The organism is Amycolatopsis sp. NPDC043885 (assembly GCF_056435685.1).
The window spans coordinates 216,538-236,402 of sequence record NZ_JBWKEA010000002.1 but is presented as its reverse complement, the minus strand read 5'-3'; the positions used below and the strand labels follow the sequence as shown (position 1 = coordinate 236,402).

Genomic DNA, 19,865 nt, shown 5'->3' with positions numbered 1-19,865 from the left:
GCCGTGGTCCACGCATACATCCTCATCCAGACCGAGGTCGGCAAAGCGGCCGCGGTCGCCGCGGAGATCTCCACCATCCCCGGTGTCACCAGTTCGGAGGATGTCACCGGCCCGTACGACGTCATCGTCAAGGCCGCGGCCGACACCGTCGATCAGCTGGGCCAGCTCGTGGTCGCCAAGGTGCAGAACGTGGAGGGCATCACGCGGACGCTGACCTGCCCGGTCGTGCATCTCTGAGTGCCTGTCGGCGGAGCCGAGGATGCACTCCGAAAGTGCCCATACGCGTGAACCCGCCCTGGCCGGAGGCCCCGCTATCGCGGTGGCAGGACGCCGTCTCCGCATCGGCGACGTGAACGACCGGGCAGCGTCCTGCCGACGTCGATCGCGGACGCGGGTTCACCACCGGAATTCCGAAGTGGTGTAGTTGTCCGGTGGCTGACACGGACACCGGCGCACCGCCGAAACCCCTGCTGATCGCGGCCGCCTGCCTGGCGATCCTGCTCGTCGCGGGCGTGGCCGTCTTCGGGCTGACCCGCGGCGCGGAATCCGACGCCCCGGCCGCCGACGGTCCGCTCCCGCTCGTCCCGGTCCCGGCACCGCAGTCGGGGTCACCCGAATGCGCGAAACTCATCGGCGCGCTCCCGCACGAGCTCACGTCGTCCGGGAACACGCTGGTCCGGCGGAAGCCGGCCGATCCCGCCCCCGAGGCGACGATCGGCTGGGGCACCGGCGACCCGGTCGTCCTGCGGTGCGGTCTCGGCAAGCCGCCGGAACTCACCCGGACCTCGCAGCTGCGGACGATCAACGGCGTCCAGTGGCTGCAGGTCGAGGGTGAGGGCACCGCGACGTGGTTCGTGGTGGATCGTCCCGTCTACACGGCGCTCACCGTGCCGGACACCGCGGGGACCGGGCCGCTCCAGACCGTTTCCGAGGTCGTCGCCGCCAATCTCCCCGCGGTGCCGCTGCGGTTCTGAGCGCTCAGGGCAGGAGCAGGCTCTTGCCGGTGTACCGCCGCGCTTCGATGTCCGAATGCGCGGCGGCCGCCTCCGCCAGCGGGTACGTCCGGCCGATGATCGGCGTGAGCTTCCCGTCGGCCGCCTGCCGCAGCACTTCCCGCACCCGGCGCGGGTTGTCGGGCCAGAACCCGACCAGCTGCGACATGTCCACAACGGACAGCCGGGCGCGGTCGGCGTCGCCGATCACGGTCTCCGCGCCACTGGACATGCCGTAGCCGGAGAAGCGGCCGCCGTTCCTCAGCAACGCCAGGGAGGCCGCGCCGAGTTCGCCGCCGACGCCGTCGAAGACCACGTCCAGACGGTGGCCGCCGGTGAGGGCGAGGACCTCTCCCGTCCAGTCCGCCACCGAGTAGTCGACCGGCTCGGCCCCCAGTTTCCGCGCGATCGCCGCCTTTTCGTCGCCGCGGACCGCCGCGAAGACGGTCGCGCCCGTCGCGCGGGCGAGCTGCACCAGCACGCTGCCGAGCCCGCCGACGCCGGGCGCCACCAGGATCCGCTCCCCGGCGGTGACCGGGGTCTTCTCCAGCAACGCCAGTGCGGTACTGCCGTCGTCGAACAGGGCCACCGCGTGCCGGGGATCCAGCCCGTCCGGAATCGGGAACGTGTCGTCCGGCAGCGCGACGACCGTGTCCGCGTATCCCCCGCCGTACCCGCCGGGCGCGTGGGTGAGGACCTGCTTTCCCAGCCAGGTTTCGTCGACTCCGGCTCCCACCGCGTCGACGGTGCCCGCCACCGACCCGCCCGGCACGTACGGCGGCTCGACCGCGAACACGTCGGGACCGTCGCCTCGCCGGATGAGGGCGTCGAGCCAGCCGACGCCTGCCGCCGTCACCGCGACGCGAAGCTCACCCTCCGCCGGTTCGGGGGTCGGCACTTCGACCTGCTCCAGGACTCCGGGATCGCCGAACCGGGACACTCTGATCTCACGCATGATCGCAAGCTATGACCTCCAGTTCGCTGGAGGTCAAGCGAGGACGGGGATCAGCGGTTTGAGCGCGGATCGCAGCGCCTCGCGCGAGCAGCCCGCGTAGCCGATGAGATTCCCGAACACCGTCGGCGTCCCGGCGAAATGCCGGGCCAGCCCGTCAAGCCGGATCCCGGCGCGTTCCGCCGCCGCCATCCGCGCCGCCTCGTCGGCCGCCGATCCGCACGGGACGACCAGATGCGCGCCCGCGTCGTCGCCGAGCACCGGGATCCCCGCCGACGTCAGCGCGGCCGAAACCAGGGACCGGCGCTCCGACAGCTCCCGCCGGAGCTTCCGCAGATGCCGCCCCAGATCGCCGTGCCGCGCCAGTTCGGCGAGCACCCGCTGTCCCGCGGGCGAAGGACGCGTCCCGGTCGCTTCGCGGTACTCCAGCACCGCGGCCGCGACCTGGGACGGCGCGACCATCCAGCCCGCGCCCAGCGCCGGTGTGAGGATCTTGCTCGTGGTCCCGAGATGCGCGACGACGTCGGGCGCGAGCGCGGCCAGCAGCGGCAGCGGCGCGACGTCGAACCGCAGCTCGCCGTCGTAGTCGTCCTCGATCACCAGCATGCCGTTGTCGCGCGCGAGTTCGACCAGGTCGACGCGGCGGGACGCGCTCATCCGGCTGCCGAGCGGATACTGGTGCGCGGGCGAGCAGTACACCGCGCGAACGTCGGCGGGAACGGCGTCCGGGCGCAGCCCCTCCTCGTCGACCGGGACGGGCACGACCGCCATCCCCGCCCGCCGGAACGCCTGCACCGCGCGCTGGTAAGCCGGCTCCTCGATCGCGACCCGGTCGCCGCGCGAGAGCACCGCGCCCGCGAGTTCGATCACCGCGGCCGTCGTCCCACCGGTCGCGAGCACCGTTCCGGCCGCGAGACCGCGGTGCCGCAGCAGATGCTCGGACACGGCGTCCCGGTACGCGGGCAGACCTGCCCTGTCCTCGCGATAGGTCGGGCGGGGGTCGGCGGCGGCCCGCCACGCGCGGCGCCAGGCGGCTTTCTCGATGCCGTCGGCCCAGGGGACGCCCGGGGTGAGGTCGACCAGCGTCGGGGGCGCGGCCGGTGCGCCCGGCGCCGGCCCTTTCGACGGCCTGTCCGCGGGCGGTGTGGTGGTGACGTACGTGCCGGAGCCGTGGCGGCCGGCGATCCAGCCCTCCGCGTGAAGCTGTTCGTACGCCGCCGACGTCACCGTGCGGCTGACGCCGAGACGGCTCGCGAGCGCCCTGGTCGAGGGCAGCCTGTCGCCGCCGCGCAGATGTCCGTCGCCCGCGGCCGCGCGCAACGCGTCGGCCAGCTGGACCGCGAGCGGGACGAGCGAATCGCGGTCGAGACTGACCGGCAGAGCGGTGTCGGACATGGTGTTCTCCACACTTTCCCGAAGTGGCCTTCACAAGTATAGGAGAATTGGACATTATTACAGGCCACTCTCGGGGTGAGACTACTCGCATGTCCACCCCGCTCTCACCTACCGACCGGACCACTCTCGGCCGCAAGAAGAACCGCGCCCTCACCGACCGCTCGGCGCTGTACTCGGTGCTCGACGAAGCCCTGATCTGCCACCTCGGCGTGGTGCGCGACGGCGTCCCGCTGGTCATCCCGACCGGCTACGGACGCGACGGCGACACGCTCTACCTGCACGGATCGACCGGCGCGAGGAGCATGCGCGACTCCGACGGCGTCGAGGTGTGTGTCACGGTGACCCTGCTCGACGGCATCGTCTACGCGCGCTCGGTCAACAACCACTCGATGAACTACCGCAGCGCGGTCATCCTGGGCAAGGCGGCCGCGGTGACCGATCGCGAACGCAAGATGCACGGCCTCCACGTGCTGACCGACCACCTCGCGCCCGGTTCGTGGGAGCACGCGAGGGACATCAACGCGAAGGAGTTCGCGTCCGTTTCGGTGCTGGAGCTGGACCTCACCGAGGCTTCGGTGAAGATGCGCGGCGAGGGGCCCGACGATCCCGAGGACGAGGTCGCGGCCGATCTCTCGTGGGCGGGGGTACTGCCGGTGCGGACCGTGTTCGGGGAACCGGAGCCGTCGGCGGATCTCGTCAGTGACTGGACGGTGCCGGACCACGTGAAGCGGCGGGTCGGGTAGCCGCCGCCAGCCTGCAATGAAGGACGCTTTCATGGCAGATTTCGCAAGGAAAGCGTCCTTCATTGCACGCGCGAGAGGGGGTCACGAGCGGTGGCGCGGCAGCCGCACGGTGAACGTCGTCGCCCCCGGCACGCTCTCGACCTCGATCGTCCCGCCGTGCGCCGAAACCAGCGACAGCACCACCGAAAGCCCGAGCCCGGTCCCGCCGTTGCCGCGCGTGCGGGCGGTGTCGACCCGGTAGAACCGGTCGAAGATCCGCTCCCGCGCCTCCGGCGGGATCCCGGGCCCGGCGTCGCTCACCCGCAGGACGACCTCCGAGTCCGAAGCCGAAGCCGACAGCGTCACCGGCGTCCCTGGCGGCGTGTGCACCGCGGCGTTGGCGAGCAGATTGTCCAGCACCTGCCGTAGCCGCACCGGATCCGCTTGCAGGACAACACCTTCCGGGAGCGCACCCACGCTCAGCGGATGTTCCGGGCGGCCGGCGGCGAAGGCCTCCCCCGCGTCGGTGATCAGCTCGGCGACGTCGACGTCGACCAGCCGCAGCGGCGCCTCCGTCTCCGGCGCGTCGAGGCGCGCGAGGAGCAGAAGGTCGTCGACGAGCACGCTCATCCGCTGCGTCTCCTCCCGGATCTTCGACAGGTGTGCGTCGCGTTCGGCGGGTTCGTTCGCCGCGGCGTAGCGGAAAAGCTCGGCGTAGCCCCGGATCGACGTCAGCGGCGTGCGCAGTTCGTGGGAGGCGTCGGCGATGAACCGCCGGAGCCGCTCGTTCGCCTCCCGGCGCGCTACCAGTGAGGAATCGAGGTGCGCCAGCATCACGTTGAACGCCGTCCGCAGTTCCTCGACCTCGGCACCGCCGCCGCTCGCCTGCGCGCGCACCGGGAGATCGGCGTTCGTGGTGAGGTCGTGCGAAGCGATGTCGTGCGCGGTCCCGGCCATGTCGCTCAGCGGCCGCAGCCCCCGCCGCAGCACCAGCCGTCCCGCGATCACCAGCACCGCCAGCGCCAGCAGGAACGCGACGACCTCGACCATGATCAGCTGGCTGACCGTCCGGTCCAGATCGGCCTGCGGCGCGGCGCTGACCAGCACGATGTTCTGCGCCGGTTCGATCGGGCAGGCCCGGACGCGGTAGGTGCCCTTGTCCTCGATGTAGACGGTGCGCAGGACCTCGGTCCGCGTCGCGTCTTCGGCGACCTTTTCGAGCGCCTTCGTGTCCGGCGGCAGGGAGCCGCCCGCCTGCGGCAGCGCGTCACCGTCCCGCACCGCGAAAACGGCGGAAAACCAGCCGTAGGCCTGCTGCGGTTTCCCGCCGTGCGTGGTGCGCAGCGACGGCACCTGGCTGATCTGGGTCTTGGCGAGCTGTTCGTCGAGCCGGTCGTTCAGGTAGCCCTTCATGATGCCGACCATCACGGTCCCGACGACGGCGAACACGACCAGCGCCAGCGCGCCGAGCCCGAGCGCCAGCCGCGTGCCTAGCCTGGATCGGCGCCAGGCGTCGTACCACCGGCGCAGTATTTTCATCTCGCCGCCTGCCGGACGACGTAGCCGACACCGCGCACGGTGTGGATCAACGGCTCGTTCCCCGCGTCGAGTTTGCGGCGCAGATGCGAGATGACGAGTTCGACCACATTGGACCGGCCGCCGAAATCGTATTCCCAGACGTGGTCGAGGATCTGCGCCTTGGTCAGCACCGAAGGCGAACGCCGCATGAGGTAGCGCAGGAGTTCGTACTCGGTCGGGGTCAGCTCGGCGGGTTTGCCGCCGCGGGCGACCTCGCGGGTGTCCTCGTTCAGGGTCAGGTCACCGACCCGCAGCATCGCGGCCTTGGCCTGGTTGGTGCTCCGCCGCAGAACGGCGCGCAGCCGTGCCATCAGTTCCTCGACGGAGAACGGCTTCACGAGGTAGTCGTCGCCGCCGCGGGTGAGCCCGGCGACCCGGTCCGCGGTCGCGTCCTTCGCGGTGAGGAAGACCACGGGCACCGACGTCCCGGACTCGCGGAGCTTGTCCAGCACGGTGAACCCGTCGATCCCGGGCAGCATCAGGTCGAGTACGACGATGTCGGGCCCGAATTCGGCGGCACGCTCGAGCGCGGCCTCCCCCGATCCGGCGGTGACGGCCTGCCAGCCCTCGTAGCGGGCGACGGTGGCCACCAGGTCGGCGATATGCGGCTCGTCGTCCACCACCAGCAGGCGGACGGGGTTCTCGGTGTTCACAAGGCCATCCTCCGTGAACGCGCGCGCGAGGGCGAGGCGGGAGCGCACACGACAGGAAGCCGACAGGTTCCGCCAAGAAAGGTCACAGGTTGGCACAGCAGGCTCTGCAGTGCTCTCAAAGAGGGCCATCGAGTTCCCGCATCGTTCCAGGCGGCTGAACCGGACCGGAAGGAACCACGTGTGACCATCATGACGCAGACCGCCGTGAGACCGCGCCCGGCGATCCGTCCCAGGATCGCCGCACGCGCCGGGCTCTTCCTCTTCCTCGGGGCCAACGTGGCCACCGTGACCATGCTCTTCTTCGCCGCCGGGCCGTCGGACAACGTGCTGATCAGCATCGGCAGGCTCGCCGGGCTGTACGGGGCGCTGGCGATGGCGTTCCAGCTGCTGCTGGTCGCCCGGCTGCCGTGGCTCGACCGCCGTCTCGGCATGGACCGGCTCACCGGCTGGCACCGCTGGACCGGGTTCAGCCTGCTGTGGACGCTGCTCGCCCACTTCGTCTTCATCGTCTTCGGCTACGCGCAGGTGGAGGACAACGGCGTGGCCGACGAGTTCGTCACGATGGTGACCAAACTGGAGGGGATTCTGCGCGCGGTCGTCGCGTTCGCGCTGATCCTCCTCGTCGGCGCCGTTTCCGCCCGGTTCGCCCGCCGCCGTCTGGCGTACGAGACCTGGCATTTCCTTCACCTCTACACCTACGCCGCGGTCGTGCTGGCGTTCAGCCATCAGATCGCGCTGGGCGGATCGTTCGCGTCGTCGCCGGGGGCTCAGGCCTACTGGTGGGCGGTGTGGGGCGTCGCGCTCGGTTCCGTCGTCGCCGGCCGGGTGGTGCTGCCGCTGGCGCGTAACCTGCGTCACCGGTTGAAGGTCGTCGCCGTCGTCCCCGAATCGCGCGACGTCGTCTCGGTGTACATCTCCGGCAAGCACCTCGACAAGATGCCCGCGCGGGCGGGCCAGTTCTTCCTGTGGCGCTTCATGACCCGGGATCGCTGGTGGCAGGCGAATCCGTTCTCGCTCTCGGCCGCGCCGGACGGCCGTACCCTGCGGCTGACCGCGAAAGCCGCCGGTGACGGCAGCGCGTCCCTGCGGTCGCTGAAGGTCGGCACCCGGGTGTTCGCCGAAGGGCCGTACGGCGCGTTCACCACGATGCACCAACAGAAACCGGACGCGTTGCTCGTCGCGGGCGGCGTCGGGATCACCCCGATCCGCGCGCTGCTGGAGGAGATCTCCGGACACGTCGTGGTGCTCTACCGCGTCCGCGACGAACGCGACGCCGTCCTCCTGCCCGAGCTGATCGGGCTGGCGCGGGCGCGCGGCGCGGTCGTCCGGGTCCTCAGTGGACCGTCCGATCAGGCCGGTCCGGTCCTCGGTGCACCCAACCTGCGGCGGATGGTCCCGGACATCACCGACCGGGACGTCTTCGTCTGTGGCCCGCCCGGAATGACCTCGGCGACGCTGCGCAGCCTGCGGCAGCTGCGGGTGCCGTCCCAGCAGGTCCACGCCGAACGCTTCAGCCTCGCCGCCTGAGTCAGGGAGTCCCGATCATGAAGAAGACCATCGTCGCCGCCACGGTCGCCCTTTCGGCCGCCGGCTTCCTCGGTGTCTGGCTGTACGAACCCGGTCCGCTCGGCTCGGAGACCGTGGCCGTCGCCGCGCCCGTGCCGTCCGCTGTGTCTACTTCGGACGGTGGGGCGTCCGAAGGTGCCGAGCGCACCGTCGACGGTTCGGTGGAGAGCAACCGGTACGGCACCGTCCAGGTGCGGCTGGTGATCTCGGCCGAGGACAGGATCTCCGAAGTCCGGCTGCTGCAACGGCCGACCAGCGGCCGCGGGGTCGCCGCGATCCCGATCCTGCAGGAGGAGACGCTGACCGCGCAGAGCGCCGACATCGACACCGTCTCCGGGGCCACGTCGACGAGCGAGTCGTACGTCAAATCGCTGCAGGCGGCGCTGGACGCCAGATGAACCACGTCGAACAGGTGATGGGGCTGCCGGTCTCGGTCGACGTCCGGGCGGGCGGTGACCTCGTCGACCACGCGATCGACGGAGTTTTCGGCTGGCTGCGGGAGGTCGACGCCCGGTTCAGTCCGTTCAAAGCCGACAGCGAGGTCTGCCGCTACGACCGCGGCGAACTCGCGCCTTCGGAACTGAGCGACGACTTCCTGGAAGTCCTGTCGCTGTGCGATCACTACGAACGGTTGTCCGGCGGGGCGTTCACCGCCCGGCTCCCCGGGCGGCGGCTCGATCCGAACGCGGTGGTGAAGGGCTGGGCGGTGCAGCGGGCGGCGTCCCTGTTACTGGCCGAGGGCCTGCACGTGTTCTGTATCAACGCGGGCGGGGACGTGGTCACCGCCGGCGAACCGGAACCCGGCCGCGCCTGGCGGGTCGGCATCCGGCATCCCGAACGGCCCGGCGCGGTCTGTGCCGTGGTCGAATCGTCCGGTGGCGCGGTCGCGACCTCGGCGGAATACGAACGCGGCGCGCACATCCTGGACGGCAGGACCGGGCGCCCGCCCGTCGGCCTGCTGAGCGTCACGGTCGCGGCCGACGACCTCGTCACCGCGGATTCCCTCGCCACGGCCGCTTTCGCGATGGGGACCGAGGGGATCGCCTGGGTCGCCTCGCAACCGGGGTGCCAGGTGCTGGTCATAGACGCGGAGCGGCAGGTGCACCGGTCGCCGGGGCTTCGGCTCGCTTGAACGGCGTGTCGGCTCACCGCCGGTTTAAACCGTTGGCCGGGCTTCGCGGGCTCAGGCAGACTGCGGCGTCATGACCTCTGTCGTACAGAACTTCTTCTTCGACTGCGCCGACGCCTACGAACTGGGCCGCTTCTGGAGCGGCGTCGTCGGCAAACCGATGGCCGACGACGACGTGCCGGGCGATCCCGAAGCGATCATCGAGATGGACAACGGTGTCACCCTGTTCTTCGGGCAGGTCCCGGAGCCGAAGACGGTGAAGAACCGGATCCACCTCTGCCTCCAGCCGGACATCCCGCGCGACGAGGAGGTGGAGCGCCTGCTGAAACTCGGCGCGACCCTCCTCCACGACCGCCGCAACCCGGACGGCACGGGCTGGGCCGTCCTCGCCGACCCCGAGGGCAACGAATTCTGCGTCCTGCGCAGCGCCGCCGAAAAGGCCGCCACCTCGTGACGGACTATCTGACCGTCAACCGGGCGAACTGGGACGAACGCGCTCCGGCGCACGCCGCTTCGGCGGACTACGGCTACGAGAAGTTCGTCGCGGACCCCACGCATCTCAGCGGCGTGGTCACCTTCGACCGGCCGCTGCTCGGCGACGTCTCCGGCGCCCGGGGAGTGCACCTGCAGTGCCATATCGGCACGGACACGCTTTCCCTTTCCCGCCTCGGCGCACGGATGACCGGCCTCGACTTTTCCGCGCCCGCGCTGGAGATCGCGCGACGCCTTGCCGCCGAGACCGGCGCCGGGATCGACTACCACGAATCCGATGTGTACAGTGCCGCCGATGTGCTGGGCGCCGGGGAGTTCGACCTCGTCTACACGGGGATCGGCGCGCTCTGCTGGCTGCCGGACATCGCCCGCTGGGGACAGGTCGTCGGCGCGTTGCTGCGGCCGGGCGGGCGGCTGTTCATCCGCGACATGCACCCGATGCTGGGCACCCTCGACGAGACACAACCGCTCATCACGCCGCGCTACCCGTACTTCGAGCAGGCCGAACCGCTGGTGTTCGACGAACCGGGGACCTATGTGGACACCGACGTCTCGTTCCAGCACAACCGGACGCACGAATGGAACCACGGGCTCGGCGAGATCGTCACTTCGCTGCTCGACGCGGGGCTGACCCTGACGCGGCTGGTGGAACACGACAGCGTGCCGTGGAACGCGCTGCCCGGGTTCATGACCCTGAACGAGGCGACCGAGGAATGGCGGCTGACCGAGGATCCGCGGCGGCTGGCGGCCAGTTTCACGATCGAAGCAGTGAAGGGGCGGCGGTGAGCATTGGGGTCGTGAGTGGTAAGGACGGTTAGAACCGTCCTTACCACTCACGAGACTTTGGAAGAATGTCCTCATGAGCGTCTCCCTTGAGAAACGGCCCCTGGTCGCCGTCGCCGCCCTGGGCGGCACCATCTCGATGGTCCCCGGCGACGGCGAGGACCACGCCGTCCCCCGGCTCACCGCCGCCGACCTGCTCGGCGACCTGGGCGAGAACCTCGAGATGGACGTCCGCGCGGAGACGCTCGCGGGGATTTCCAGCGCGTCGATGGATTTCGCGACCCTGCTCAGGACAAGGGACTGGGCGGCCAAGGCCGTCGACGAGGGCGCCGAAGGTGTCGTCGTGGTTCAGGGCACGGACACGCTCGAAGAGACCGCGTACTTCTTCGAACTGACATGGGCTTCCGAGGCGCCGATCGTGATCACCGGCGCGATGCGCAACCCCAGCCTGCCCAGCGCCGACGGCGCGGGGAACCTGCTTGCCGCGTTGACCGTCGCCGCCGATCCCCGCAGCCGGGGCCGCGGCTCGCTGGTCGCGTTCAACGACGACGTCCACGCCGCGCGCTGGGTGCGCAAGGCGCATTCGAGCCATGTCGAGGCGTTCTCCTCGAATCCCGCCGGGCCGCTCGCGCTGCTCAGCGAGGGCTTGGTGCACTACTTCCATCCGGTCGCCGCCCGCCCGGCGGCGTTGCCGCTGGAGAACGCGGACTTCTCCGGGCTGGTGCCGATCGTCGAGAGCGGTGTCGAGGACACCGGCGAACTCCTGGAAACGCTGGTCAAGGCCGGAGTGAAGGGCGTGGTGCTCGCCGCGAACGGCGCCGGGCACGTTTCGGCGGGGTCCGCCGACGTGATCGAGCGGGTCCTGCCCGAGGTGCCGATCGTGGTCGCCGGCCGCACCGGCGCCGGGCCGACGTTCCGCGGCACCTACGGCTTCCGCGGTTCCGAATCGGATCTGATCGCGATGGGCGTGACCCTGGCCGGCTGGCTGGACCCGCGCAAATCCCGGCTCCTGCTGCACACCCTGCTCGCCACCGGCGCTTCACGAGATCGCGTCGAGGCCGAATTCCGGCTCCGGGGCGACCTCGCCTGACCCGGCATTTCGTCCTCTGAATGCGGTAGTTGCACGCGCAAGGAACGCATTCAGAGGACGAAATGCGGGAGGTGTCAGTCCCGGACCGGGCCGGAGACGGGGTCCAGGTGGTACGGCCGCATGGCGCGGGGCCGGTGCCGGTAGACGTGCACGCTGACGGCGGGATCCGGGCCGTCGTTGCGCACTTCGTGGACGTAGCCGGGACCGAAGACGCGAGACTGGCCTTCCGACAGCGAGTGCAGCTCGGTGACGGCCCGCCCGTCGACGGCGCGCCGGGCGACGGTCTCGCTCAGCTTGCCGCTGACCACGGTGAACGCGCCCGCGGCGAATTCGTGGTCGTGCAGGTCGGTGCGCTGGCCGGGCAGCCAGCTCATCAGCCAGATCTCCTGCAGTTCGTCCGCGTCGACGAGCGCGGAAAAACGCTCCTCGGGATCGTAACGCAGCAGGTGCCGCCAGCGGTCACGGTCCGCGGCGAATTCGAGCGCGACGCGCACCGGGTGGCGCAGGGCGGGGTTTTCGGGAACGACGAGCGTGTTGTCCGGGACGGCGAACATGGAGAGGTCCTCGCAGAAGGAAGAAGGAGTCGAGCTGGGCCGGGGCGGGGTTCACCGACAACAGCGACACGCGACCACGCCAAGACCCGAGCGGTCCCGCGACACAGTCATCCCACGTGCGAACATGCGCTCAGCGAACCAGCGCGGAGCCCGCCGGTCAACCGATCCCACTCCGTGGACCGCGCCTCAGGACCACTCGTGCTTCTGCGACCGTCCGAGCAGCTCGGCTCCCGCGCGCCGCGGGTCGACCCCTTCATGGCACACGCGGTGCATCGCGTCGGTGATCGGCATGTCGACACCGAGCCCCATCGCGAGTTCCCGGATCGACGTGCACGATTTGACGCCCTCGGCGACCTGACCGCCGGTGGCCGCGAGCGCCTGCTCCAGCGTCTCGCCCCGGCCGAGCCGCTCGCCGAAGGTCCGGTTGCGCGACAACGGCGACGAGCAGGTCGCCACCAGGTCGCCGACGCCGGCGAGCCCGGCGAAGGTCAGCGGGTCGGCACCCAGTTTCGCGCCGAGCCGGGCCATCTCGGCCAGCCCGCGGGTGATCAGGGTGGCCACGGTGTTCGCGCCGAGCCCGAGCCCGGCCGCCATCCCGCAACTGAGCGCGATGACGTTCTTGCACGCCCCGCCCAGCTCGCAGCCGACGACGTCGGTGTTGGTGTACGGACGGAAGTACTGGTTGAAGCTCGCCCGCTGGATCGCCTTGGCGTTGTCGTGGTCGGTGCAGGCCAGCACCGCCGCCGCCGGCTGCCCCAGCGCGATCTCCTTCGCCAGGTTCGGCCCGGACACGACCACGATCTGCCCGGCGTCGACGCGGGCGATCTCGGCGATGACCTCGCTCATCCGCTTGAGCGTGCCCAGTTCGACGCCCTTCGCGAGGCTCACCAGGATCGCGTCGGACGGCAGCAGACCGGACCACTCCGACAGATTGGTCCGCAACGTCTGGCTCGGCACCGCGAGCACCACGGCCTGCGCCCCGGCGAGGGCCTCGACCGGATCCGCCGTCGCGGTGATCCGCTCCGGCAGTTCGATATCGGGTAAATAGGACGAATTGCGGTGCCGTTCCCGGATGTCGGTCGCGACCTCGGGCCGACGGGCCCAGATGGTCACGTCCCGTCCGGCGTCGCCGAGCACCTTCGCGAACGCCGTCCCCCACGATCCGGCGCCGAGCACGGTCACCCGCTGGACCTCGGCCATCAGGCGTCGTCCTCCGGCTTCTTCGCGGGCGGTTCCTCCTGGCGGATCTCCGCGAGCAGCGCGGTGATCTCGGTCATCATCAGCTCGGTGACCTCGCGCAGCTTGGACGCGCTGCGGGTCGAACCGTTCTTGTAGGCGGAAAGATCCATCGGCTCGCCGACCAGGTGCGTGATCTTCTTGCGCGGGAAAGGCGTGAACTTCTTCGTGTAGCCGTTGAAGATGTGGTTCGTGCCCCAGCGGGCGATCGGGATCACCGGCACGTCGGTCTCCAGCGCGAGCCGCGCGGCCCCGGTGAACGGCTTCTTCGGCCAGCCGTCCGGATCCTTGGTGATCGTCCCCTCCGGGTAGATCACGACGACCTTGCCGTCACGCAACGCCTGGTGGGCGGCCTTGAGGCTGTCGCCGGCGGCGGCCGAACCGCGGGAGACCGGGATCTGCCCGGCGCCGACGAAGATCTTGCCGAAGACCGGCGCCCTGGTCAGGCTCTCCTTGCCGAGGAACCGCGGCACCCGCTTCTGGCGGTGCACGAACACCGCGTCCACCGCCGGGTCCATGTGGGACACGTGGTTGAGCAGGAGCAGCGCGCCGCCTTCGCGGGGGATCCGCTCGGCGTTGCGGTAGACCCGCTTGCCGATGGCCGTCGCCGGGTAGAACAGTGCGGCGGCGATGCCCACCCAGATGCCGCCCTTCTCACGCCGGGCCAATTCGTCCTCCTCGAAGTCACACGTGTCGTCCCAGGCCACTGATCCTGCCGCGCGCATCCGAGCGCGGTCCAGGGAGGGTCGGGTAAGAAGTGAGATGTGGACTGTGTGGGCTTTGACCTGATAGTGCCGATGAAACGCCCCGCCGAGGGCAAGTCCCGGCTTCGCGGCGCGGTCGTGCCCGAGTGGCACCCCGAACTGGTGCTGGCGCTGGCCTACGACACGCTGTCCGCGGCGACCTCGGCGGACGGGGTCCGGCGGGTGCTGGTGGTCGCCGCCGACCCGGCGTCGGTGGCGGATCTCACCGAGCTGGGCGTCGAGATCGTCACCGAACCGTCGCGCGGCGGATTGAACGCGGCCCTGCGCCACGGCGAAGAGCTGCTCCGCCGGGACTCGCCGTCCGGTCTCGTCGGCGCGCTGCAGGCCGACCTGCCCGCGCTGCGGACCGAAGACCTCACCGCCGCCCTCGCCGAAGCCGCCGGGCAACGAGCGTTCGTCGCGGACCGGCAGGGAACGGGTACGACCCTGTTGCTCGCGGGGGCGGGCCGCGCGCTGGCACCCCGGTTCGGCGCGGGTTCCGCGCGGGCGCACACCGCGTCCGGTGCGACCCCGCTCACGATCGCCGCGGAATCGCTCAGGGCGGACGTGGACACCGCGGATGATCTCGCTCACGTTCGCACCCTGGGTGTCGGAAAGCGCACTTCAACGCTGTTGGGAATACCCTGCGTGGTGATGTGACGAGAGTTCACCCTGGCGACCCGCGCGCGGCGCACATAATCGCCCCGAGTGGTGAACAATGAAGCCCGTGAGCACAAATGACGGCGGCACCCCGAACTCGGCAAGGAAGCGGAAGACCTCCGCCGCGAAACCGGAACCGGACAACGGCACGGCGAAACCCGCCAGGGCGAGGAAGGCCTCTCCCGCCGCGAAGACCTCCCCGCGCGCGACGCGTGGTGGTTCGGCGAGCCGTCCCGCCCAGGAGTTCCGCGCGCTGCCCGCCGCGCCTCCCGCGGTGACGTCGGCGCCCACCGCGGTCGAAACCCTGCCCGACGACCGGTACTTCAACCGTGAGCTGTCATGGCAGGACTTCAACGCGCGCGTGCTCGCGCTGGCCGAGGACGAGTCGCAGCCGCTGCTCGAACGCGCCAAGTTCCTGGCGATCTTCGCGTCCAATTTGGACGAGTTCTACATGGTGCGGGTCGCCGGGCTGAAGCGCCGCGACGAGACCGGGCTGCCGGTCCGCAGCGCGGACGGGCTCACCCCGCGCGAGCAGCTGGCCTACATCGCCAAACGCAACCAGGACCTGGTCGAGCGGCACACGAACGCCTTCGAACTGCATCTGCGGCCGCAACTGGCGGCCGAAGACATCCGCATCGTCGGCTGGAACGACCTGGCCGGCGCCGATCAGCTCCGGCTGTCCAACTACTTCAGCGAGCAGATCTTCCCGGTGCTCACACCGCTGGCCGTGGATCCCGCGCACCCGTTCCCCTACATCTCCGGCCTTTCGCTCAACCTGGCCATCACCGTCCGGGACCCCGAAGCCGGCACGGAGCGGTTCGCGCGGGTCAAGGTGCCGAGCAACGTGCCGCGCCTCATGCGGATCGAGCAGCAGCCGCGGGAGAGCCGCACCGCGACGTTCCTTCCGCTGGAGGAACTGATCGCCGCCCATCTCGGCGAGCTGTTCACCGGGATGGAGGTCACCGAGCACCACGCGTTCCGGGTCACCCGCAACGCGGACTTCGAGGTCGAAGAGGACCGGGACGAGGATCTTCTCCAGGCGCTGGAACGCGAACTGGCCCAGCGCCGGTTCGGCCCGCCGGTGCGGCTCGAAGTGGCGCAGGACATGAGCGAGCACATGCTCGAACTGCTGCTGCGCGAACTGGAGGTCGACCCGCGCGACGTCGTCGAGGTCCCCGGTCTGCTGGATCTCACCTGTCTGCACCAGTTGTCCGGTGTCGACCGGAAGGAACTCAAGGACCGCCCTTTCGTTCCCGCCACGCATCCGGCGTTCGGTGAGCGCGAGACGCCGAAGTCGGTGTTCGCGACGTTGCGCGAGGGCGACGTCCTAGTGCACCACCCGTACGACTCGTTCTCCACCAGCGTCCAGCGGTTCATCGAACAGGCCGCCGCGGACGACAAGGTGCTGGCGATCAAGCAGACGCTGTACCGCACCTCCGGCGACTCCCCGATCGTCGACGCGCTGATCGACGCCGCCGAGGCCGGCAAACAGGTCGTCGCGCTGGTCGAGATCAAGGCACGGTTCGACGAACAGGCCAACATCACCTGGGCCCGCACACTGGAACGCGCGGGCGTGCACGTGGTCTACGGGCTCGTCGGGCTGAAGACGCACTGCAAGGTGTCGATGGTGGTGCGCCAGGAGGGTTCGACCATCCGCCGCTACTGCCATATCGGCACCGGTAACTACAACCCGAAGACCGCGCGCCTGTACGAGGACCTCGGCATCCTGACCGCCGACCCGACGATCGGCGCGGATCTGACGGATCTGTTCAACGTGCTGACCGGGTACTCCCGCCAGGACACCTACCGCAACATCCTCACGTCGCCGCACGGGATCCGCCGCGGCATCGTGCGCGCGATCGGCGAGGAGATCGAACTCGCCCGCGCCGGCCAGACCGCCGGGATCCGGATCAAGTGCAACTCGCTCGTCGACGAGCAGGTGATCGACGCGCTGTACCACGCCTCACAGGCCGGGGTGCCGGTCGACATCGTGGTGCGCGGGATCTGCTCGCTGAAACCGGGTGTGGAGGGACTGAGCGAGAACATCCACGTGCGGTCCATCCTCGGCCGCTTCCTGGAACACTCGCGCGTCTTCACCTTCCTCGCGGGCGGCACGCGGTGGATCGGCAGCGCGGACATGATGCACCGCAACCTGGACCGCCGGATCGAGGCGCTGGTGCGGGTCAAGGATCCGAAGCTGACGGCGCAACTGGACTACATCTTCGAATCCGCGTTGCATCCCTCGACCCGGTGCTGGGTGCTGAACTCGACCGGCGAGTGGAGCCCGTTCCCCGCCTCCGGTGACGACGTCCGCGACCACCAGGTCGAGCTGGCGAAGCGACACGGGGCGGCGGGATGAGCGGGGTCATCCGAGCGGCAGGAGCCGTTCTCTGGCGGCGTGACGGGGACCGGATCGAGGTCGCGCTGGTCCACCGGCCGCGCTACGACGATTGGTCGCTGCCGAAGGGAAAGCTGGATCCGGGCGAGACCATCGCGGGCGCGGCGGTCCGGGAGATCGAAGAGGAGACCGGATTCGAGGCGGTCCTCGGCCGCTATCTGGTCCGGACCGAATACACCGTCGCGGGAGTGCCGAAAACGGTCGACTACTTCTCCGCGCACGCCGTTTCCGGCGCTTTCGCGCCGAACGAGGAAGTCGACGAGCTGCGCTGGCTCGACGCGGAGGCGGCGGAGAAACTGCTGACGCGGCACGAGGACGTCAGGGTGCTGCGCGAGTTCTCCGCGCTGCCGCCCGAACTCACCACGGTGATCCTGGTGCGGCACGCCAAAGCGGGTAAACGCGACGAGTGGAACGGCGACGACGACCTGCGGCCGCTGTCGGACGCGGGCCAGCGCCAGGCCGAAGCGCTGCGGTCGCTGCTGCGGCTCTACGCGCCCGGCAGAGTGCTCTCGGCGCCGCGGCTTCGCTGTGTCCAGACGGTGAACGGGCTCGCCGAAGACCTCGGAGTCGAGATCCGGCACGAGCCGCTGCTGTCGGAAGAGGGCTACTGGCCGGACCCGGTGCTCGGTGTCGCGCGGCTGCTGGCCATCGCCGGTGACGGCGGGACGCCGGTGATCTCCAGTCAGGGCGGGGTGATCCCGGACGTCGTCAGCGCGCTGGCCGACCGCGACGGCGTCGACCTGACCGCCGCTCGTGGCGGTGTGGTCCCGTCGAAGAAGGGTTCGTTCTGGGTGCTGTCGTTCCGGCCCCCGACCGAACAGGACGGACCGATGCTGGTGGCGGCGGACTACTTCGCGTCGCCTTTGCCCACGCCCGCTCCCGCACATCCCTGACGTTTCGCCAGCGCTTATCGCCGAACTCGCGTGTTTGGAGCCGTAACTCGCGTGTCTGGAGCCGTAACTCGCGAGTTCGGCTTCCGATCACGCGAGTTACGTCCCTGATCACGCGAGTTTCGTCTTTGCGCACGCTCCCCCACGTGGGTGACGTGCCCTACTCCGGCTGTGTCTCGCGCGATGTCGATCGTCGCTCCACTGTGGAGGGCGGCGCCGGGAAACCGCGGTGATGCGTCCATCGGAGTGACCGGGCGAAGCGGATTCTTTTCCGCGACTCGCCCACGGCACGAGAATCGCGTCACATCCGCCGCTGGGCCACCGCGGATCCGTTCCGGGACATGATTCCCCAAGACGTCCTGCGCGAGCGCGTCGGGGGAAACCAGGCGGTCGCACGGCATACCGGCCGGAAATGCGGCAGGGCCCCGCGCCGTGCGCGGGGCCCTGCCGTTGGCTCACTCGTGAGGAGAGAGCTTACTTCTTCTTCGCGGCAGCCGAAGTCCGCTTGGCCGGAGCCTTCTTCGCGGGAGCCTTGGCGGCGGTCGCCTTGGCGGCCGGCTTCGCGGCGGCCTTGGTGGCGGTCGCCTTCTTGGCCGTGGTGGCGCGAGTCGTGGCCTTGGCGGCGGTCTTCGGCGCGGCCTTGGTGGCGGTCGTCTTGGCCGCCGCCTTGGTCGCGGTCGCCTTGGCGGCCGGCTTCGCGGCGGCACGCGTCGTCGTGGCGGCGGCGCGGGTCCGCGTGGTCGTGGAACGCGTCGCGGCCGGGCGGCTGGCGGCCGTCCGGGTCGTCGTCGCGCGGGTGGCGGTGGCGCGAGTGGAGGTGCCGGCGGTCGCGCGCTTCACAGCGGTGGCCTTCGGCAGCTTCTTCGAACCACTGATGACGTCCTTGAAGGTCGTGCCGGCGCGGAACGCGGGCACGTTGGTCTTCTTGACGCGAACGGTCTCACCGGTGCGCGGGTTCCGCGCGGTGCGGGCGGCGCGGGCGCGCTTCTCGAACACACCGAAGCCGGTGATGTTCACCTTCTCGCCCTTGTTGACCGTCCGGATGATGATGTCGACAAGGCCATCGACGGCCTCCGACGCGACCTTCTTGTCGCCCAGGCGCTCCGACAGCGCCTCGATCAGCTGGGCCTTGTTGGCCATTCCAGTCCTCCAAGAAGAACTACTTGTACACGGCCCCGTCGGCCGACTTAGCGCACACGGTATTACCAATGCAGCACAAATTCCAAACGACGCGCGGAAATTTCCCTTGTCTCGGGGGCTGTTCCGCCTCCCGAGGGACCCCTTCAGGGCCTCTCGAGGTGCCGTTCGGTGTGGTTTCGGGGCTGACGTGGAGGACCCCGGCCGGGGTGCGGATTCCCTGCTCAGCAAGGGAATCCGCCCCCTTCGGACCGCCTTAGGAGGAGGCCGCCGGGAGGGTCACCGGCTTCCAGGAGGGGCGCCGGGTCTCGAAAGTGTCGATCTCCTCCGCGTGGCGGAGTGTCAGGGCGATGTCGTCGAGCCCTTCGAGGAGCCGCCAGCGGGTGTAGTCGTCGATCTGGAAGGGCGCGGTGAAGTCCTTGGCTCGTACCGTCTTCGACTCGAGGTCCACCGTGACCTCCGTCCCGGGCTCGTTTTCGAGCAGCTTCCACAGCAGTTCGACGTCCGCCTGCTCGACCTGAGCGGCGACAAGGCCCTGCTTGCCCGAGTTGCCGCGGAAGATGTCCGCGAACCGGGAGGAGATCACGACCCGGAATCCGTAGTCCATCAAGGCCCACACCGCGTGCTCGCGGGAGGAACCGGTGCCGAAGTCCGGGCCCGCGACCAGGACCGACCCGTTCTTGAAGGGCTCTTGGTTGAGGATGAACGACTCGTCGGAACGCCAGGCGGCGAAGAGCCCGTCCTCGAAGCCGGTGCGGCTCACGCGCTTGAGGTAGACCGCCGGGATGATCTGGTCAGTGTCCACGTTGGACCTGCGCAGCGGGACCCCGACGCCGGTGTGGTGGGTGAACGCGTCCATGTTGGGAACTCCTTCGCGGATGTCAGCGATGTCAGT

Annotated in this window: 21 protein-coding genes; 12 read left to right on the top strand and 9 right to left on the bottom strand. The window is 69.9% G+C overall.

The window, feature by feature from the left end:
- Positions 1–3: 3 nt before the first annotated feature.
- Entirely contained in the window at positions 4–237 is a 234-nt protein-coding gene (locus tag AC069I_RS10785) for an Lrp/AsnC family transcriptional regulator (RefSeq protein ID WP_007031456.1), read from the top strand.
- A gap of 194 nt (positions 238–431) precedes the next feature.
- Positions 432–974: a DUF3515 domain-containing protein gene (locus tag AC069I_RS10780; RefSeq protein ID WP_478225754.1), complete on the top strand. Its 543-nt coding sequence runs from the start codon at positions 432–434 to the stop codon at positions 972–974.
- 4 nt (positions 975–978) lie between these two features.
- Here the strand turns inward: AC069I_RS10780 and AC069I_RS10775 are convergent, their stop codons facing one another.
- Positions 979–1,947 (bottom strand): zinc-binding dehydrogenase, encoded by a 969-nt coding sequence (locus AC069I_RS10775; protein ID WP_478265286.1) that lies wholly within the window; start codon positions 1,945–1,947, stop codon positions 979–981.
- Positions 1,948–1,980: 33 nt separating this feature from the next.
- Positions 1,981–3,339 (bottom strand): MocR-like pyridoxine biosynthesis transcription factor PdxR, encoded by a 1,359-nt coding sequence (pdxR, locus tag AC069I_RS10770; RefSeq protein WP_478225756.1) that lies wholly within the window; start codon positions 3,337–3,339, stop codon positions 1,981–1,983.
- Between the two features lie 89 nt (positions 3,340–3,428).
- Between pdxR and AC069I_RS10765 the strand changes: the two genes are divergently transcribed.
- Positions 3,429–4,082 carry a pyridoxamine 5'-phosphate oxidase family protein gene (locus AC069I_RS10765; RefSeq protein WP_478265285.1) on the top strand — a complete coding sequence of 218 codons (654 nt, stop codon included), beginning with the start codon at positions 3,429–3,431 and terminating at the stop codon, positions 4,080–4,082.
- An 81-nt stretch (positions 4,083–4,163) separates the two neighbouring features.
- Here the strand turns inward: AC069I_RS10765 and AC069I_RS10760 are convergent, their stop codons facing one another.
- Together AC069I_RS10760 and AC069I_RS10755 are read right to left on the bottom strand one after the other, a co-directional pair.
- Entirely contained in the window at positions 4,164–5,600 is a 1,437-nt protein-coding gene (locus AC069I_RS10760) for a sensor histidine kinase (protein WP_478265284.1), read from the bottom strand.
- A complete protein-coding gene (locus AC069I_RS10755) occupies positions 5,597–6,292 on the bottom strand; it encodes a response regulator transcription factor (protein ID WP_478265283.1) in 696 nt (231 codons plus the stop codon). Before AC069I_RS10755 ends, AC069I_RS10760 begins: the two co-directional genes overlap by 4 nt.
- Positions 6,293–6,472: 180 nt before the next feature.
- Between AC069I_RS10755 and AC069I_RS10750 the strand changes: the two genes are divergently transcribed.
- The 6 genes from AC069I_RS10750 (at position 6,473) to AC069I_RS10725 (ending at position 11,352) form a co-directional block, all read left to right on the top strand.
- Positions 6,473–7,819 carry a ferredoxin reductase family protein gene (locus AC069I_RS10750; RefSeq protein WP_478265282.1) on the top strand — a complete coding sequence of 449 codons (1,347 nt, stop codon included), beginning with the start codon at positions 6,473–6,475 and terminating at the stop codon, positions 7,817–7,819.
- Positions 7,820–7,836: 17 nt separating this feature from the next.
- Complete coding sequence (locus AC069I_RS10745; RefSeq protein WP_478231593.1) at positions 7,837–8,256, top strand: FMN-binding protein; 420 nt, start codon at positions 7,837–7,839, stop codon at positions 8,254–8,256.
- Positions 8,253–8,990: an FAD:protein FMN transferase gene (locus AC069I_RS10740; RefSeq protein WP_478225762.1), complete on the top strand. Its 738-nt coding sequence runs from the start codon at positions 8,253–8,255 to the stop codon at positions 8,988–8,990. The genes AC069I_RS10745 and AC069I_RS10740 overlap by 4 nt, the downstream gene beginning before the upstream one ends.
- 70 nt (positions 8,991–9,060) lie before the next feature.
- Positions 9,061–9,441, top strand: coding sequence for a VOC family protein (locus AC069I_RS10735; RefSeq protein WP_478225763.1), 381 nt, complete (start codon positions 9,061–9,063; stop codon positions 9,439–9,441).
- Positions 9,438–10,265, top strand: a complete 828-nt coding sequence (locus AC069I_RS10730; RefSeq protein ID WP_478225764.1) for a class I SAM-dependent methyltransferase — start codon at positions 9,438–9,440, stop codon at positions 10,263–10,265. Before AC069I_RS10735 ends, AC069I_RS10730 begins: the two co-directional genes overlap by 4 nt.
- A 73-nt stretch (positions 10,266–10,338) precedes the next feature.
- Complete coding sequence (locus tag AC069I_RS10725) at positions 10,339–11,352, top strand: asparaginase (RefSeq protein ID WP_478265281.1); 1,014 nt, start codon at positions 10,339–10,341, stop codon at positions 11,350–11,352.
- A 74-nt stretch (positions 11,353–11,426) separates the two neighbouring features.
- Here AC069I_RS10725 and AC069I_RS10720 read toward each other — a convergent pair whose 3' ends face one another.
- From AC069I_RS10720 to AC069I_RS10710, 3 genes are all read right to left on the bottom strand, one after another.
- Complete coding sequence (locus tag AC069I_RS10720; protein ID WP_478225766.1) at positions 11,427–11,906, bottom strand: cysteine dioxygenase; 480 nt, start codon at positions 11,904–11,906, stop codon at positions 11,427–11,429.
- Positions 11,907–12,092: 186 nt separating this feature from the next.
- Entirely contained in the window at positions 12,093–13,106 is a 1,014-nt protein-coding gene (locus AC069I_RS10715; RefSeq protein ID WP_478225767.1) for an NAD(P)H-dependent glycerol-3-phosphate dehydrogenase, read from the bottom strand.
- Positions 13,106–13,849 (bottom strand): lysophospholipid acyltransferase family protein, encoded by a 744-nt coding sequence (locus AC069I_RS10710; protein ID WP_340683420.1) that lies wholly within the window; start codon positions 13,847–13,849, stop codon positions 13,106–13,108. Before AC069I_RS10710 ends, AC069I_RS10715 begins: the two co-directional genes overlap by 1 nt.
- Before the next feature lie 90 nt (positions 13,850–13,939).
- Between AC069I_RS10710 and cofC the strand changes: the two genes are divergently transcribed.
- Genes cofC through AC069I_RS10695 form a run of 3 tightly spaced genes read left to right on the top strand, consistent with a single transcriptional unit; the run spans position 13,940 to position 17,836 of the window.
- The gene (cofC, locus tag AC069I_RS10705) at positions 13,940–14,545 is read left to right on the top strand and encodes a 2-phospho-L-lactate guanylyltransferase (protein WP_478225768.1); all 606 of its coding nucleotides are present in this window, start codon (positions 13,940–13,942) and stop codon (positions 14,543–14,545) included.
- Between the two features lie 58 nt (positions 14,546–14,603).
- The gene (locus AC069I_RS10700; RefSeq protein WP_478225769.1) at positions 14,604–16,904 is read left to right on the top strand and encodes an RNA degradosome polyphosphate kinase; all 2,301 of its coding nucleotides are present in this window, start codon (positions 14,604–14,606) and stop codon (positions 16,902–16,904) included.
- Entirely contained in the window at positions 16,901–17,836 is a 936-nt protein-coding gene (locus AC069I_RS10695; RefSeq protein ID WP_478225770.1) for an NUDIX hydrolase, read from the top strand. Before AC069I_RS10700 ends, AC069I_RS10695 begins: the two co-directional genes overlap by 4 nt.
- 471 nt (positions 17,837–18,307) lie before the next feature.
- On the opposite strand, the gene AC069I_RS10690 is transcribed toward AC069I_RS10695, so the two are convergent.
- Together AC069I_RS10690 and leuD are read right to left on the bottom strand one after the other, a co-directional pair.
- Positions 18,308–18,973 carry an HU family DNA-binding protein gene (locus AC069I_RS10690; RefSeq protein ID WP_478225771.1) on the bottom strand — a complete coding sequence of 222 codons (666 nt, stop codon included), beginning with the start codon at positions 18,971–18,973 and terminating at the stop codon, positions 18,308–18,310.
- Positions 18,974–19,226: 253 nt separating this feature from the next.
- Positions 19,227–19,829: a 3-isopropylmalate dehydratase small subunit gene (gene leuD, locus AC069I_RS10685; protein WP_125673388.1), complete on the bottom strand. Its 603-nt coding sequence runs from the start codon at positions 19,827–19,829 to the stop codon at positions 19,227–19,229.
- Positions 19,830–19,865 lie beyond the last annotated feature (36 nt).

Coding starts and splice junctions, on each gene's coding strand:
- AC069I_RS10715 (WP_478225767.1), bottom strand. CDS start 13,106: ATGGCCGAGGTCCAGCGGGTGACCGTGCTCGGCGCCGGATCGTGGGGG.
- AC069I_RS10765 (WP_478265285.1), top strand. CDS start 3,429: ATGTCCACCCCGCTCTCACCTACCGACCGGACCACTCTCGGCCGCAAG.
- leuD (WP_125673388.1), bottom strand. CDS start 19,829: ATGGACGCGTTCACCCACCACACCGGCGTCGGGGTCCCGCTGCGCAGG.
- AC069I_RS10740 (WP_478225762.1), top strand. CDS start 8,253: ATGAACCACGTCGAACAGGTGATGGGGCTGCCGGTCTCGGTCGACGTC.
- AC069I_RS10725 (WP_478265281.1), top strand. CDS start 10,339: ATGAGCGTCTCCCTTGAGAAACGGCCCCTGGTCGCCGTCGCCGCCCTG.
- AC069I_RS10735 (WP_478225763.1), top strand. CDS start 9,061: ATGACCTCTGTCGTACAGAACTTCTTCTTCGACTGCGCCGACGCCTAC.
- AC069I_RS10700 (WP_478225769.1), top strand. CDS start 14,604: ATGAAGCCCGTGAGCACAAATGACGGCGGCACCCCGAACTCGGCAAGG.
- AC069I_RS10760 (WP_478265284.1), bottom strand. CDS start 5,600: ATGAAAATACTGCGCCGGTGGTACGACGCCTGGCGCCGATCCAGGCTA.
- pdxR (WP_478225756.1), bottom strand. CDS start 3,339: ATGTCCGACACCGCTCTGCCGGTCAGTCTCGACCGCGATTCGCTCGTC.
- AC069I_RS10695 (WP_478225770.1), top strand. CDS start 16,901: ATGAGCGGGGTCATCCGAGCGGCAGGAGCCGTTCTCTGGCGGCGTGAC.
- AC069I_RS10745 (WP_478231593.1), top strand. CDS start 7,837: ATGAAGAAGACCATCGTCGCCGCCACGGTCGCCCTTTCGGCCGCCGGC.
- cofC (WP_478225768.1), top strand. CDS start 13,940: ATGAAACGCCCCGCCGAGGGCAAGTCCCGGCTTCGCGGCGCGGTCGTG.
- AC069I_RS10690 (WP_478225771.1), bottom strand. CDS start 18,973: ATGGCCAACAAGGCCCAGCTGATCGAGGCGCTGTCGGAGCGCCTGGGC.
- AC069I_RS10720 (WP_478225766.1), bottom strand. CDS start 11,906: ATGTTCGCCGTCCCGGACAACACGCTCGTCGTTCCCGAAAACCCCGCC.
- AC069I_RS10775 (WP_478265286.1), bottom strand. CDS start 1,947: ATGCGTGAGATCAGAGTGTCCCGGTTCGGCGATCCCGGAGTCCTGGAG.